Annotated in this window: 15 protein-coding genes; 8 read left to right on the top strand and 7 right to left on the bottom strand. The window is 62.2% G+C overall.

The window, feature by feature from the left end:
* Positions 1-95 precede the first annotated feature (95 nt).
* The gene (locus M2396_RS21935; RefSeq protein ID WP_101322316.1) at positions 96-779 is read left to right on the top strand and encodes an OmpW family outer membrane protein; all 684 of its coding nucleotides are present in this window, start codon (positions 96-98) and stop codon (positions 777-779) included.
* A gap of 49 nt (positions 780-828) precedes the next feature.
* Here the strand turns inward: M2396_RS21935 and M2396_RS21930 are convergent, their stop codons facing one another.
* Positions 829-2022, bottom strand: a complete 1194-nt coding sequence (locus tag M2396_RS21930) for an MFS transporter (protein WP_259078782.1) — start codon at positions 2020-2022, stop codon at positions 829-831.
* Positions 2023-2122: 100 nt separating this feature from the next.
* Here M2396_RS21930 and M2396_RS21925 point away from each other — a divergent pair, with 100 nt between their 5' ends.
* Positions 2123-2584 carry a helix-turn-helix domain-containing protein gene (locus M2396_RS21925; protein ID WP_259078781.1) on the top strand — a complete coding sequence of 154 codons (462 nt, stop codon included), beginning with the start codon at positions 2123-2125 and terminating at the stop codon, positions 2582-2584.
* Between the two features lie 134 nt (positions 2585-2718).
* Here the strand turns inward: M2396_RS21925 and M2396_RS21920 are convergent, their stop codons facing one another.
* From M2396_RS21920 to M2396_RS21905, 4 genes are all read right to left on the bottom strand, one after another.
* A complete protein-coding gene (locus tag M2396_RS21920; RefSeq protein WP_150571006.1) occupies positions 2719-2979 on the bottom strand; it encodes a DUF3077 domain-containing protein in 261 nt (86 codons plus the stop codon).
* Entirely contained in the window at positions 2976-3215 is a 240-nt protein-coding gene (locus M2396_RS21915) for a hypothetical protein (RefSeq protein ID WP_259078779.1), read from the bottom strand. The genes M2396_RS21920 and M2396_RS21915 overlap by 4 nt, the downstream gene beginning before the upstream one ends.
* Before the next feature lie 364 nt (positions 3216-3579).
* On the bottom strand, positions 3580-4512 hold the full coding sequence (locus tag M2396_RS21910; RefSeq protein WP_150573709.1) for an NAD-dependent epimerase/dehydratase family protein: 933 nt from the start codon (positions 4510-4512) through the stop codon (positions 3580-3582).
* Positions 4505-5389: a sugar nucleotide-binding protein gene (locus M2396_RS21905; RefSeq protein WP_101322320.1), complete on the bottom strand. Its 885-nt coding sequence runs from the start codon at positions 5387-5389 to the stop codon at positions 4505-4507. Before M2396_RS21905 ends, M2396_RS21910 begins: the two co-directional genes overlap by 8 nt.
* 174 nt (positions 5390-5563) lie before the next feature.
* On the opposite strand from M2396_RS21905, the gene M2396_RS21900 reads away from it, so the two are divergent.
* Positions 5564-6403, top strand: a complete 840-nt coding sequence (locus M2396_RS21900) for an alpha/beta hydrolase (RefSeq protein ID WP_101322321.1) — start codon at positions 5564-5566, stop codon at positions 6401-6403.
* A gap of 6 nt (positions 6404-6409) precedes the next feature.
* Here the strand turns inward: M2396_RS21900 and M2396_RS21895 are convergent, their stop codons facing one another.
* Positions 6410-7222, bottom strand: coding sequence for a helix-turn-helix transcriptional regulator (locus tag M2396_RS21895; protein ID WP_101322322.1), 813 nt, complete (start codon positions 7220-7222; stop codon positions 6410-6412).
* Between the two features lie 177 nt (positions 7223-7399).
* On the opposite strand from M2396_RS21895, the gene M2396_RS21890 reads away from it, so the two are divergent.
* Both M2396_RS21890 and M2396_RS21885 read left to right on the top strand, forming a co-directional pair.
* Complete coding sequence (locus tag M2396_RS21890) at positions 7400-8842, top strand: sodium:alanine symporter family protein (protein ID WP_101322323.1); 1443 nt, start codon at positions 7400-7402, stop codon at positions 8840-8842.
* Between the two features lie 71 nt (positions 8843-8913).
* Positions 8914-9903, top strand: a complete 990-nt coding sequence (locus tag M2396_RS21885) for an asparaginase (RefSeq protein WP_150571011.1) — start codon at positions 8914-8916, stop codon at positions 9901-9903.
* A gap of 57 nt (positions 9904-9960) precedes the next feature.
* On the opposite strand, the gene M2396_RS21880 is transcribed toward M2396_RS21885, so the two are convergent.
* Complete coding sequence (locus tag M2396_RS21880; protein WP_101322325.1) at positions 9961-10881, bottom strand: LysR substrate-binding domain-containing protein; 921 nt, start codon at positions 10879-10881, stop codon at positions 9961-9963.
* Positions 10882-11001: 120 nt separating this feature from the next.
* Between M2396_RS21880 and M2396_RS21875 the strand changes: the two genes are divergently transcribed.
* From M2396_RS21875 to M2396_RS21865, 3 genes are read left to right on the top strand one after another with little or no spacing between them, the layout of a single operon-like run.
* Entirely contained in the window at positions 11002-11895 is an 894-nt protein-coding gene (locus M2396_RS21875; protein WP_101322326.1) for a sugar phosphate isomerase/epimerase, read from the top strand.
* Positions 11892-12671, top strand: a complete 780-nt coding sequence (locus tag M2396_RS21870) for an SDR family NAD(P)-dependent oxidoreductase (RefSeq protein WP_150571012.1) — start codon at positions 11892-11894, stop codon at positions 12669-12671. The genes M2396_RS21875 and M2396_RS21870 overlap by 4 nt, the downstream gene beginning before the upstream one ends.
* Before the next feature lie 45 nt (positions 12672-12716).
* Positions 12717-14027: an MFS transporter gene (locus tag M2396_RS21865; protein WP_224785599.1), complete on the top strand. Its 1311-nt coding sequence runs from the start codon at positions 12717-12719 to the stop codon at positions 14025-14027.
* The last annotated feature ends 22 nt before the right edge of the window (positions 14028-14049 follow it).

The raw sequence follows: 14049 nt of genomic DNA, 5'->3' as shown, positions 1-14049 counted from the left end.
GGCTATGCCGCGCTTCGTTGAGCTGGGTCAAACATTTGGTTTAAGCGCCTTCGTACCATTAGGCCATTGATTACCAATGTCCTTTCGGAGCTTCCATGAACAAGTCCTTGCTCGGCGCCTCGCTCGTCGCCCTGGCCCTCGTTGCGCCTGCTGCCCACGCTCACCAGCCGGGTGATTTCATTGTCCGCGCCGGCGCCATCACCACCGCGCCCAACGAGAGCAGCGGCGACTTGCGCTTCGACGGCAACAAGGTAGCCGGCACCAAGGCAACCCTGACCAGCGACACGCAGCTGGGCCTGACCTTCGCTTACATGCTCAGCGATCACATCGGCGTCGAGCTGCTGGCGGCCACGCCGTTCCAGCACACCGTTGGCGTCAAGGGCCTGGGCGGCGGCCTGGATGGCAAGCTGGCCGACATCAAGCAACTGCCACCGACCCTGTCGCTGCAGTACTTCCCGATGGACCCAGCCTCCAAGTTCCAGCCGTACGTAGGCGTGGGCATCAACTACACCCTGTTCTTCGATGAAGACCTGAGCAGCGCGCGCAAGCAGCAAGGCTTCAGCAACTTGAAGATGCAGGACTCGATCGGCATCGCCGGCCAGGTCGGCATGGACTACATGATCACCGACAACGTGCTGGTCAACGCCTCGGTCTGGTACGTCGACATCGACACCAAAGCCACCGTCGACGGCCCTGCCGCACTGGGCTACAGCAAGACCAAGGTCGACGTTGAAGTCGATCCATGGGTGTACATGGTCGGTATTGGCTACAAGTTCTGATCGTTGCTGCATGACAAAGCCGTTGCCATCAGGCAGCGGCTTTTTGCTGTCAGCGCTGGCCATTGCCTGTTTGCCAGCGCAGATACAGCCAATAAATCAAGGCCAGTGCGCTGAACCCCGCGCCCACTGCGCACACGGCCATCCAGCCCCAGCGCGCATAGACCCAGCTCGCCGCTACCGCCCCCACCCCGCTGCCCAGCGAATAACAGCACATGTAGGCCCCGATCAGGCGGCTGGCCATCTCACTGCGCCCTTTCAGCAGCAATGTCTGGTTGGTGACGTGCACCGCCTGAACGGCAAAATCGAGCATTACTACGCCCAGCACCAGCGCCAGCAATGAGTATTCAAGAAAGGCCGTGGCTACCCACGACAGCAGCAACAGCAGCAAGGCCACGCCTGTGGTTCGCTGCGCGTGGCCCTGGTCAGCCAGACGCCCGGCACGTGACGCTGCCTTCGCACCGGCGATTCCGGCTAGGCCAAACAGGCCGATCTGGGTATGGCTCAGCGCCAGCGCTGGTGCGCTCAGCGGCAGTACCATTGCACTCCACAGCACGCTGAAAGCGGCGAAGGTCAGCAAGGCCAACAGCCCACGCTGGCGCAACAGCCGATCGTGTCGATACAGACCGACAACCGACGCCAGCAATTGCCAATAGCTGGCGCTGCGGGCGCCTGGCTGCGCGCTCGGCAACTTGCGCCAGAGCAGCAAAGCCATCAACAGCGCCAACCCGGCAGCAACAAAATAGACGCTGCGCCAGCCGGCAACGTCGGCGAACCCACCAGCCACCAGTCGCGCCAGCAAGATGCCCAGCACCACGCCGCTGGTGACCTGGCCGACCACGCGCCCCTGCTCCTGCGCTGTCGCCAAGGTCGCGGCATGCGCCACCACCACCTGCACCACAACCGCCAGCAGCCCGACCAGGCTCATCGCCAGCAGCAATACGGCCCAGTCCTGCGCCAGCCCGACCGCCAGCAGCGCCGCGGCCGAGAGCAGCAGTTGACAGACGATCAAGCGCTTGCGCTCGAACAGATCGCCCAATGGCACGACCAGCAACAGGCCAACCGCATAGCCGGCCTGAGTCGCGCCGACGACCAGCCCGACCTTGCCCGTTGCCACCCCCAGGCTGGTCGCCATCGACTCGAGCAACGGTTGAGCGAAATACACCGAGGCCACAGCCAGTGCACAGGTCACGGCAAGCAACAGAGTGAGTGAGCGGGTAAGTGGCGCAGGGCTGAACGCGGTCATGGCAGGCACTCGACAACTGGTTTCATATTGAAACCACTTACTGGCTTTCTAGCAAATGTGGTTTTAATCTGCAACCAGATAAACAAGCGAGGTTGTCGCCATGCTGGACCCGATCAACAACCAATGCCCCGTGGCACGCGCGCTGCTGGTGCTCGGTGATCGCTGGGCGCTGATGATTCTGCGTGATGCGTTCGATGGCCTGCGCCGCTTCAGTGAGCTGCAGAAGAGCCTCGGCCTGGCGAAGAACATCCTCTCCTCGCGCCTCAAGCTGCTGGTAGAAACCGGCCTGCTGACCCTGCAACCCGCCTCGGATGGCAGCGCGTACAAGGAATATGCACTGACCGACAAGGGCCGCGCGGTGTTTCCCATCGTGATTGGCCTGCGCCAGTGGGGCGAGCAATTTCTATTCGAAGCCGGCGAAACCCGCTCGCAACTGCTCGACAGTGCCCACGGCCAACCTTTGCAGACACTGCAGGTGCAAGCCAGGGATGGCCGCGTGGTGGGGCCGGACGATTGCCTGCGGCGGGTGGTGCGGCATGGGGTGAAGCCAGGTCGCGGCTAATTACGTAGCCAGGGAGCCGGGAATTATCCGCGAGCAGTCGGGTCGTTAGCGCGGTGTCGAGTGCGCTGGGGCCGCTGCGGGCGCCAGCGATCTCAAGCCAGAGATAAACACAGAGACCTTGAAGCGGATGGGTTTCAGTGCGAAACCAGTGCTCTGCTGACACCCAGCTCCATATCATCGATCAGGGCCTTGGCGAGCTCACTCAATATTCGTACAGCGCTCCCTGCTTGCCGATCATTCTCCATCTCCGCCTCTGTAGCGAGATGGCGGATACAGCCCAGGAGTACGGATAGCTCCGAGAACGCCTGATCAAGTGGCACATCACGCTGTACGCAGAAAAGGTTCTGGCAAGGTGTCTGGCCTTGAGTTTTGCGGTGCTTGATATCGGTTTTCATGACACCGCCTCCTTGTCCCTGGCATGCGCAACCAACGCAAGTATCAACTGGTTGAGTACCTCTATGACCTCCAGCAAGTACTTGTGGATGCCAATAGGCTCACCGAAAAGATTGGCTTTGATTGTTCCGTTCAAGCAGTCGAGCAGCTTGTCGACCTGGGCGAGCGCATCTTCCGCGCTGAGTTCGGCGTTAATCAGAAAATAGGGTACTGGCGGATCCGGGACGAGCTTTTTCATGGTCAGGTCTCTTGTGTGTTCACAGAAAACCACCACCGTCGCTCTTCTCACGGATTGAGGGTGGCAGCCGTGCACAGGGTGAGAAACCGAGACACAAGAGAAACCCGGCCAGACCGAAGTCTGCCCGCGCACGGCTGCCATAAACTGGCCGTAATTTGTGTTGTCGGGTTCTCACACCCGGTCACCACTTCTGGCGACCCTGTGACATTAGGACTGAGGTGATTCCCCGACAACTGAGCTGCTTCCGAAAGACGCGTAGGATAATTCCTAGACGGGCTTTTGCAGAAGCATTTGGATTTGATTTCAGAAAGGTCTGACGCGCAGATGGGTTTCCCGCAGGCCTGAGCGACCTGCAGAACGGTGCTTAGCCCCTGCCCAACAGCTTGGCCAAACCTTCGACCATCGGCGTTGGTTGAGGGAAGTCGAAGCGTGCCAGCAAGCGTGCGTTGTCGGCGCGGGAGTGGCGGATGTCGCCCGAGCGGGCCTCGCCGTAGCTGATTTCCGGCAGGCTGCCAATGACGTCGCGCAGCGCGGCCAGTAGCTGATTCAGCGAGGTGGCCTGGTTCAGGCCGATGTTCACTGCGCCCTCTTCCACCTGCGGTTGCTCGAGGGCCTGGACCATGACCTGGACCAGATCACCAACATAGAGGAAGTCGCGGGTCTGCTCGCCGTCGCCAAATACCTTGATCGGCAAGCCTTGGGTAGCGCGCTCGCTGAAGATGCTGATCACCCCGGAATACGGCGAGGACGGATCCTGGCGCGGGCCGAAAATGTTGAAGAAGCGGAAGATCACCGGCTCCAGGCCATGCTGGCGGCGGTAGAAGTCCAGGTACTGCTCGCTGGCAAGTTTGTCCACTGCGTAAGGCGTCAGCGGCGCCTTGGGGGTATCTTCGGCAATCGACTGGCCTTCGCCATTGTTGCCATACACCGCGGCGCTGGAGGCAAACAGCACCCGACGCACGCCATTCAGGCGCATGGCTTCGCAGACATTCAGCGTGCCGATGAAATTGCTCTGGTGGGTTTTCACCGGGTCATCCACCGAGGCCTGCACCGAGGCCACGGCAGCCAGATGCACAACGGCGCGGCAGCCAGCGGCAGCACGGGCGACCAGAGCGGCGTCGGCGACATCGCCTTCGATCAGCTCCAGGCCGGGATGCTGCAACTGCAGGTTGGCGCGCTTGCCGGTGGACAGGTCGTCAAGGATACGCACCGCATAGCCTTTGCCCAGCAAGGCGTCGGACAGGTGCGAGCCGATGAAGCCCGCGCCGCCGGTGATCAGAATAGGGGCGTCAGCCATGTCGGTAGAATCGGTCCAGTAAAGGCGCCAGGCCCGAGCGCCAGGCGCGCGGCTTGATGCCGAAGGTATGAAGGATCTTCTTGCAGGCCAACACCGCATTTTGCGGCTCTTCGCTGGCATCCGGCCGTGCCGCATGGGCCTGGGCGGTGGGTGCCTGCACTGCGAGCTGGCGCCATTGCTGTGCTTCGGCAAGGATCGCCTGGCCCAGCGCCAGCGGCGTGGTCGCCTCGTTGCCGGCGTAGTGATAGGTGCCCCACAGCGGCGCGGCGCAGTCGAGTTGCTTGAGTACCGAGAGGATGACCCGGGCCGCATCGTCCACTGGCGTCGGATTGCCGCGGCGATCGTCCGCCAAGAGCAATTCCTGCGGCTGCTCGGCGCGGGTCAGGAAGCGCCCGAGGGTGCCATCGATGCTCTCGTCCAGCACCCAGCCAAAGCGCAGCAGCACATGCTGCGGGCAAGTTGCGCGCACGCTCTGCTCGACCCGCCACAGCGCCTGGCCGCGGCTGCCCAGGGGCACCGGCTCGTCCTTTTCGCTGTAGGCAGTGGCCCGCGAGCCATCGAACACGCGATAGCTGGAAGGTTGCACGAGGATCATTTCGTGGTGCTGGCACAGCTCGGCCAGGCGCTCGACTGCGCGCTCTTGCTGGGCGAGGCGCTGTTCGCTGACCGCCTCGGCCTGGAACCAGTCGAAGTAATAGGCGAGGTTGATCACCACGTTGGGGCGGTGTTCGTCCAGCAGCAGGGTCAGGCTGGCCGGATCCCAGCCGTTGTCCGGCGGACGCGGCGCCAGGAATCCGATGTCTTCCTCGGCCCCGAGACGAATCAGCGCTTGCCCGAGGGCATTGCCACCACCCAACAGCATCAGGCGCATACGCATAGGGTAAAAAAGTCCGCTCAGATCGTTGGAAGAAAAAGCATTTTGCGGTTTCCGACAGGGGAAGTCCAACGCCTGCTGGATTGCGGCGTTGCTCGGCACTGCAGTGGCGCACTTCGCAAGGCTGTTATCGACCTATACTGAGCGCGCCATCCCCTGCTCAGCGCGAAGGTCAAAATGCCCACCGAATCCATCGCTGCACACCGTTCGACCTGGCAGTACGACGAGGCAGCGCCCGGCGCAGAGCGGTTCATCGAACAGTCATTCGACGGCTATCGGCAGCAGGCACGACTGCTGGTGCCCGATGTTGCACACGCCCCGCCCGCCTTTATCGTCGGTGGCGCACGCTCGGACTTCACCCGCCTCAACCCGTTGCTGTATCGCCTGCAGGCGCAGGGCATCGGCTCGCTCAGCGGTAACCTGTCCGGCCACAGCCTGGCCAGCCAACCGGGCGCCGCCGCGCCGTCGCTGCACACCAATCTGCACGAGGCACTGAGCTTTCATCAGCATATCGCCGAGCAGTGCCATACCCTGATCGGCCATAGCCTTGGTGCAGCCATTGCGCTGAAGATGGCCGCGCAGTTGCCAAGCATCTCCAAACTGGTGCTGATCTGCCCGGCGGTTTACCCGGACGCGGCGCACCAGGCGCCGTTCGGCCCGGCGTTCACCGCAGCGATTCGCCAGCCGTTCGCCTTTCTGCAATGTGATAGCTATGAATTCTTGCGCACCTTTACCGGCCAGGTATTGCTGGTGATCGGTGAGTACGACGGGCTTAATTCGCGTGCTTATGGCCAAGGCGCGGGGACCTCGGCGGGGACGCGCTGGGTGTCTGGCGTGCAGCGCTACAGCCCGATCCCGGAAGAAGTCACCCATACCCTGCTGCGCTCAGTGCCGGCGCCACATGTCGAGTGCCTGCTGCTGACCGACTGCGACCACGGCATCGCCGCTCACCTGCGAGACAATCCGCAAGTCGCCGACCAGGTGGCAGAGGTGACCGCAGCGTTCATTCGCGGTTGAGGCGGCCTACTCGATCTCGAACAGGCCGTTGCTCAGCGGGCCGACGCTGAGGCGCTCGCGCACGTCATCGTCGATGCGCGGATCATCCGGGCGGTACAGCTTGACCTGCCGGTAGGCATTGATGCGGTTGATCTCCTCGCCGAGAAACTCCCAGACCACGCGGGTACAGGCCGGGTTGCGCCGGTCGCCGCTGGAGACTCCGGTCTTGAGCCCGTTCAAGCGGGTAATGCGGCTCTTGAAGCTGGGGATGAGGATGGTCTGGCTCATCTCGTTGAGGGTCAGTGATTCGTAGTCGATCAGGAACATGCGGTCCTGCAGCTGGAACGCCGCACCAAGGTAGCGGCAGCGCACTTCGGCATGCAGGTCGGTGGCGCTGCTGCGCTCCTGGCGTTCCTGGCGCTCGAACAGAAAGCTGCCGCGCTCCTCCCGCAAATGCACCAGCGACACCAGAATGGTACCCGGCACCGACATGCAGTTGGAGTATTCGAAGTAATAGCCGCAATAGCGCGAGAGATTGCCGGCATGCGCATGCAAAGGCTTGAACAGCTCACTGATGGGGTCGTTCAACGGCCCGTTCTGCTCCGAAGGAATGCGCGCACCTATCAGCCGGGCAAACTGCTCGGGCGGCAAATTCAGCTCGTAATCCTCGACCCCGAAGAAATCGCCGATGCGCTTGAGGTTGTAGGCCGTCGGACGGCTCTGCCCGCTCAAATACTTGTTGAACTGGGCGCGGTTGATCGACAGCTGCCGGCAAACCTCGGAGATAGAGCGGTAGTGGCTACAGGCCAATTTCAGGTTGCTAGCGAAATGATCGCTCATGTACGAGGTCCAGCTGATGCGAGTGATGCAAGCATAGCATCAAGTCGCGCCAACTGAGAGCAACCCGCGAAATTGTAACGACTCTTGTCATGGCCAACCATGCGCCCAACGAAAAGCGGCGCGTCGTTGCCGCCGCTGGTCATTCCACGCGAAGAATAAGAATCGAGGTCATTTGCCATGCTCGAAGTACTCAACGATTTCCTTTCGGGGAAGCTGCTCATCGTCCTTATCGTCGGACTTGGTAGCTACTTCACCCTCCGCTCGCGGTTCGTCCAGTTCCGTCACTTCGGCCACATGTTCGGTGTGTTCAAAGAATCCCTGCGTGGCCAGGCTGGCCAGCTGAGCTCGTTCCAGGCACTGATGCTGAGCCTGGCCGGCCGCGTTGGCGCCGGTAACATCGCCGGTGTCGGCATCGCTGTGACCCTCGGCGGCCCAGGCGCTGTGTTCTGGATGTGGGTGACCGCGCTGGTTGGCATGTCCAGCAGCTTCTTCGAATGTACCCTGGCCCAGGTGTACAAGCGCGCCGATGGCGATGGCCTGTACCGTGGCGGCCCGGCGTACTACATCTTGCATGGCTTGAAATTCAAGCGCATGGCGGTGGTGTTCTCGCTGCTGCTGCTGGTGACCTACGGCTTCGCCTTCAACGGCCTGCAGTCGTACACCGTGACCCACTCGCTGCAAAATGCCTTCGGCTTCCCGCCGCAGCAGACCGGTATCGCCCTGGCAGTGCTGCTGGCGATCGTCTTCCTCGGTGGTATCAAGCGTATTGCTTCGGTGTCCGACCTGCTGGTACCGGTCAAGACTCTGGCCTACATCGGCGTCACCCTGTATGTGATCGGCAGCCAGATCGAGCACGTGCCAGCGATGCTGGAAACCATCTTCAAAAGCGCCTTCGGCCTTGACCCTGCGTTCGGCGGCCTGCTCGGCAGCGCGATCGTGATGGGCGTGAAACGTGGCGTGTTCGCCAACGAAGCGGGCCTGGGCAGTGCGCCCAACGTTGCTGCCGTGGCCGCGGTCAAGCACCCTGGCGCACAGGGCGTGGTGCAGGCGTTCAGCGTGTTCCTCGACACCTTCGTGATCTGCACCTGCACCGCACTGCTGATCCTGCTGTCGGGCTTCTACACCCCAGGCTTCGAAGGTGACGGCATCGTCCTGACCCAGAACTCGCTGGCCGCTGTAGTCGGTGACTGGGGTCGTCTGTTCGTCAGCGTCGCGCTGTCGCTGTTCGTCTTCACCTGCATCCTCTACAACTACTACCTGGGCGAAACCAGCCTGCAGTTCCTGACCCGCAAGCGTTCGGTGCTGATGGGCTACCGCGGCCTGGTCCTGGCGCTGATCGTATGGGGTTCGGCGCAAGACCTGTCGACCGTGTTCGCCTTCGCCGACATCACCATGACCTGTCTGGCCTTCGTCAACCTGATCGCCCTGACCCTGCTGTTCAACATCGGCCTGCGGGTCATGCGCGACTACGATGTGCAGCGCAAGGCTGGCATCAAGCAGCCAGTGTTCGATTCGAGCAAGTTCCCTGACCTGGACCTGGACCGCAACGCCTGGCCAGTTCCGGCAGCCGCTGAAACAACCGCTGACAACACCGTCGGTCAGGTTCAGACCCAGCGCTGATATCCTCCCCAGCCAGCCGCCCCGTTCGCGGGCGGCTGCTTCTCTCTCCGCTCATCGTTACGGAATGCGCCATGCGTGCAGTCAAGAATCTTCTCGTCCTCTATACCGGTGGCACCATCGGCATGCTCGAAACACCCCAGGGCCTGGCCCCGGCGGGCGGCTTCGACGTGCGCATGCGCGAGCATCTGGCGCAACTTGACGATGCTCCGCAGATACAGTGGACACTGCGTGAAATGAACCCACTGCTGGACAGCGCCAACATGCAGCAAGCCAACTGGCTGGCCATGCGTGACGCGATTGTCGAAGCGGTGGAACGTGACGGCCACGACGGCGTGCTGGTGCTGCACGGTACCGATACGCTGGCCTACACCGGTGCAGCCCTGTCGTTCGTGCTGCTCGGCTTGCCGGTGCCGGTGCTGCTGACCGGTTCGATGTTGCCCGCCGGCGCGCCAGACAGCGACGCCTGGGACAACCTGATCGGCGCCCTGCGCCTGCTCGAAAGCGGCATCGAGGACGGCGTGCAGCTGTACTTCCACGAGCAGTTGCTGCACGGCTGCCGCGCCTCCAAGCTGCGCAGCGAGGCATTCGACGCCTTCGCCGCCCTGCCCCGTCATCGCGACAGCGAGCGCGCGCCAGCCATCCCGGCTGTGCTTGACTACCGTCAGCTGCGCCAGCCGGTAAAGCTGGCGGTATTGCCGGTGTTCCCCGGCCTGCAGGCAGAACACCTGCGCGGCCTGCTCGACAGCGGCGTGCAAGGGTTGGTGCTGGAGTGCTACGGCAGCGGCACCGGGCCGTCCGACGACCAGGCCCTGCTGGATGTGCTGCATGACGCCCACCAAGGCGGCGTGGTGATCGTTGCGATCAGCCAGTGCCCGGTCGGCTCGGTGGTATTTGACACCTATGCCGCCGGTAGCCGGCTGCGTGACACTGGCCTGATCAGCGGCGGCGGCATGACCCGCGAAGCGGCGCTGGGCAAGTTGTTTGGCTTGCTTGGGGCGGGGCTGGATGCGCAGGCGACGGAGCATTGGTTTGCGCTGGATCTGTGTGGGGAGCGGGCTTGAAGGCCTGATTGCCTAAAGAAAGCATCGGCAGCTTCAGATTCGCCGCCGATGCCCGCTCTAGCGCTGAGCAGAGCGGGCGGTACACCACTGCCGAAGCATCCCGGCAAACATCTGCGCAACGTCAGACAGCGGCCGATCAGTCGCTGAAGTAAGGCCAATCGGTGCGCGCAGCAGGGAACTGCTGAAAGGCAATTGCTGCACCAGCCCCAAGCGCAGATCCAGGTCGATCACCCCGCGTTGCACAAACCACACGGCGTCATAGTCGTGGACGTATACCCGAGAAAATGTCTCGCTCAGCGATTCCTGAATCTGAAAGCGTTGAACGCCACCACTGCTGAGCAGGAAGTTGTCGATGCTGGTTCGCACCAAGGTACCTTGCGGGGATGCCAGCAGTACGTGCGCGCGCAAATCATCCAACTGCAGTTGCTCGCGCTGGGCCAGCGGGTGTCCCGTGCGCACCACCAGCAGCAAATCCTCTTCATATAACGCCTCGAACATCACTCCGAGCATGTCTCGACCAATCAGCCGTCCGACGATCAGATCGAGTTCGCGGGTGCGCAGCTTGCCCACCAGGTAGTCATACATACCGGATTCCACTCGAACCTGTACATGCGGGTAGCGCTCGCGCATCTGCGCCACCACGGGTGCGAGCATGTAGCCCGCAGCTGTCGGCAACGCTCCAACCTTGAGGATCTGCGGTGCCGGCGCAGCCGTCTGGCCTTCGTCCATGGCCAACCGAAAGCTGGCCATGGTCTGCGCTGCGTGCTTGTTGAAGGCCTCACCGGCCTGGGTCAACTGCACACCCTTGCGCCCGCGCAGCAGCAACTGCACATCCAGCTCTTGCTCTAGCTCCTTGAGGCTTTTCGATACGGCTGAAACAGTGATGTGCAGCAGCTTGGCGGCAGTGACCAGGCTGCCAGCGCTGACCACGGCAAGAAACACCCGAAAGTGGCGCAGGTTGATGGCATTAAGGTGCATGACTGGCTCCTTGTTCAACCCACAAGTTAACCAAGCGCTGATTTTATATCAATTTATTCAACAAAAAGTTTGCTCTAGCATCGACCCTATCCACACGGAACCGATAACCAGGGCAATCATATGATCTCAACCTCACCGCCACGGCTCGGCGCGTCCAGCGCATCTTTGCCAAGCCTGGCTCCCGAAGCCTTGGTTGAGCAACTGGCCGAGCACGGCTATCAAGGCGTTGAGTGGCGCGTTGCCGATACCTCTGGCCTGGACTTTGCTCGCGCCTGGGATGCCCGCAGCAACAATCGCTGCACCATCGCCCCGACAGTACACGCGGTCGAGGACATCTACCGGCGCTGCCAGGCCGCCGGCCTGGAAATCTTTTGCCTGAGCCCTTACCTGGCGGTTGGCGACACTGACCAGGCGCAGCACATGATCGACCTCGCCGCTCGGGCAGGTCAGGCTCGGTTACGCTTATGGGCACCTGGCTACGTGGATGAGCGCTATCCAGCGGCCTATGCGCGCATGCGCCGCTTCCTTGACCAGATCCTGCCACTGGCCGAACAGGCCGGCGTGCGTCTGGCGCTGGAGGTGCATCAACGCACCATCTGTTCCAGCCCTTCGCTGGCCATGCGCGTGGCGGAACATTACCCCGCCGAGCGGTTAGGCATCATCTATGACCTCGGCAACCTGGCCATCGAAGGCCGCGAGGATGTGCAGATGTCGCTCGACCTGATGGGTGCGCATCTGGCCCATGTGCAGGTCAAGAACGTCGCGTACCAACCACTCGGCCCCGGCCAAGGCTGGCAGTGGCAATGGTGCCCTCCCGATGAAGGCGTACTGCCGCTGCCGGCAATGCTCGCCACCCTGCGTGCCAACGGCTTTGCCGACTGGATTTCGGTAGAAGATTTCGATGCCCGCCACAGTGACCTGCACAAGCTGCGGCGTAACCGCGACCTGATCGGCCGCTACCTGAACCTGACACCTTTCGTCCCTGCTGCCAGCCAAGAGGTACCTTGCCAATGAACACTTCCACCGACCCGCGTCGGGTTGCCTTGGTCACCGGCGCCGCTGGCGAACTGGGCCGGGCCATCTGCGCTCGCTTGAGCCAGGACGGCCTGGACCTGGTCGCGGCGGACCTCGACCTTGAGGCAGCGCAGAGCCTGGTCGCGCAACTGCCGTTGTCCCCGGGCCAGAGAGCGTTGGCAGTGCACGCCGATCTCGGCGATCCGGCCTCCATCGCTACCTTGGTGGAGCATGTTGGGGCTGCCTTTGGCCGCATCGATGTCGTGGTGAACAACGCAGCGGTCAATCACCGCGGCTCGATCTACGATTTCGACGTCGCCAAGTGGGATCACATGATGGCTGTCAACCTACGCGGTCCGGCCCTGCTGTGTCAGCAGGTTGCACCCTATTGGCAGCGGCAGAACAGCGGCCGAGTGATCAATATGGTCTCGCGCTGCTGGGTGGCCGGCGGCCCACCGGCCTATGTCGCCTGTAAGGCGGGCCTGGTCGGATTGACCCGCTCGATGGCGCGCGAGCTGGCGCCACACAACGTCACCGTCAACGCCATCGCGCCTGGACTATTGCCCTCGGCTTTCACGCTCGATGGCCGTGATGCCGATAGCTTCGAGCAGATGGCCCAGGGTTCGATCAACAGCACACCCTTGAAGCGCCTGACCACGCCCGAGGACATTGCGGGCACCACTTCATTCCTGGCCTCGAGAGATGCCGCTTTTATCACTGCCGAGGTGATTCACGTCTGTGGAGGCAGCCAATTGGCGCCGTTCGGCAGCCGCTGACCTGTTGCAAGCCCCGTCCACCACAATTACAAGAAAGGCTAACCCATGCAAACTCACGCGACCGACAATCGGCGCATGGCCCGCAGAGCTGCATTCGGCAGTTTTCTGGGCAGTGTCGTCGAGTATTACGACTTTTTTATCTACGGCTCTGCTGCCGCGCTGGTCTTCAGCACGCTGTTCTTTCCCTCGTCTGACCCGATGGCGGGGACGTTGGCAGCCCTGGCCACGTTCGGCGTCGGTTACCTGGCCCGGCCCGTAGGCGCGCTGGTCTGCGGCCACCTTGGCGACCGCTTCGGGCGTAAACAGGTACTGATGATGACCCTGATGCTGATGGGCATCGCCACGTTCACCATCGGCCTGCTGCCCACCTACGCCAGCATCGGCGCATGGGCGCCAGCGTTGCTGGTGCTGTGCCGCCTGCTGCAGGGCTTTTCTGCTGGCGGCGAGCAGGTCGGCGCCAGCCTGCTGACCATGGAGCACGCTCCGGGCAAGAGCAAATCGTTCTACACCAGCTGGCTGATCAATGGCGCATCGATGGGCTCGATCCTCGCCACGTCAGTATTCATCCCACTAACGATGCTGAGTGAGGAACAGTTGCTCAGCTGGGGCTGGCGGATCCCGTTCCTGCTCAGTGCAGTAATGGTCATCATCACCTGGATAATCCGCCGCGGCGTCGAAGAAAGCCCGGAATTCAAAGCCAGTAAAGCCAAGCCAGAACACTTGCCTGTCGCTGATCTGTTCCGCCATGAAGGGCGCGCCTTCATCATTGTGTTCTGCTGCGCCCTGATCTGCTCGGTGTCGTCGCTGGTGATGATCTTTGGCTTATCCTGGGCGACCAACAATCAGGGGGTCGAGCGCGCGTCGATGCTCACGGCCATTGCCGCGAGTCAGGCCGTCGCCCTCCTCTGCCAACCGCTGTTCGGCCTGCTGGCTGACCGCATCGGCCGCAAGCGTATCTTCACCCTGGGCGCGTTCGCCTGCAGCGCTGGAGTGTTCTTGTTCCTGTGGTCGATCACCACCGGGAACATCGGCCTGATCATGTTTAGCACCGTGCTGCTCAAATCTGTGCTCTACAGTGCGCCGAATGCACTATGGCCATCCTTCTATGCCGAGATGTTCAGCATCCGTGTGCGCTATACCGGGGTTGGCCTGGCGACCCAACTGAGCTTCATCATCGCCGGCTTCTCACCAAGCATTTGCTATGCGCTGATGGCTGATAACCACGACTGGTTGCCGGTAGCCTGCTTCATTGGTGGCCTTGCACTGATTGCGGCAATTGCTGCGCTGGTATCGCGGCCAGCGGGCGAAGCCGCTCCTGCGACGCATCAGCCGATGCAGCAACACGCGCGGCACTGAGCCGAAAACCCAACCTTCAGGA

Origin of the sequence: Pseudomonas sp. BIGb0278 (assembly GCF_024809895.1) — a bacterium.
GTDB classification, from domain to species: domain Bacteria; phylum Pseudomonadota; class Gammaproteobacteria; order Pseudomonadales; family Pseudomonadaceae; genus Aquipseudomonas; species Aquipseudomonas shirazensis.
Note: the sequence above shows the minus strand (reverse complement) of the source record. Positions and strands in the feature narration are given on the sequence as shown.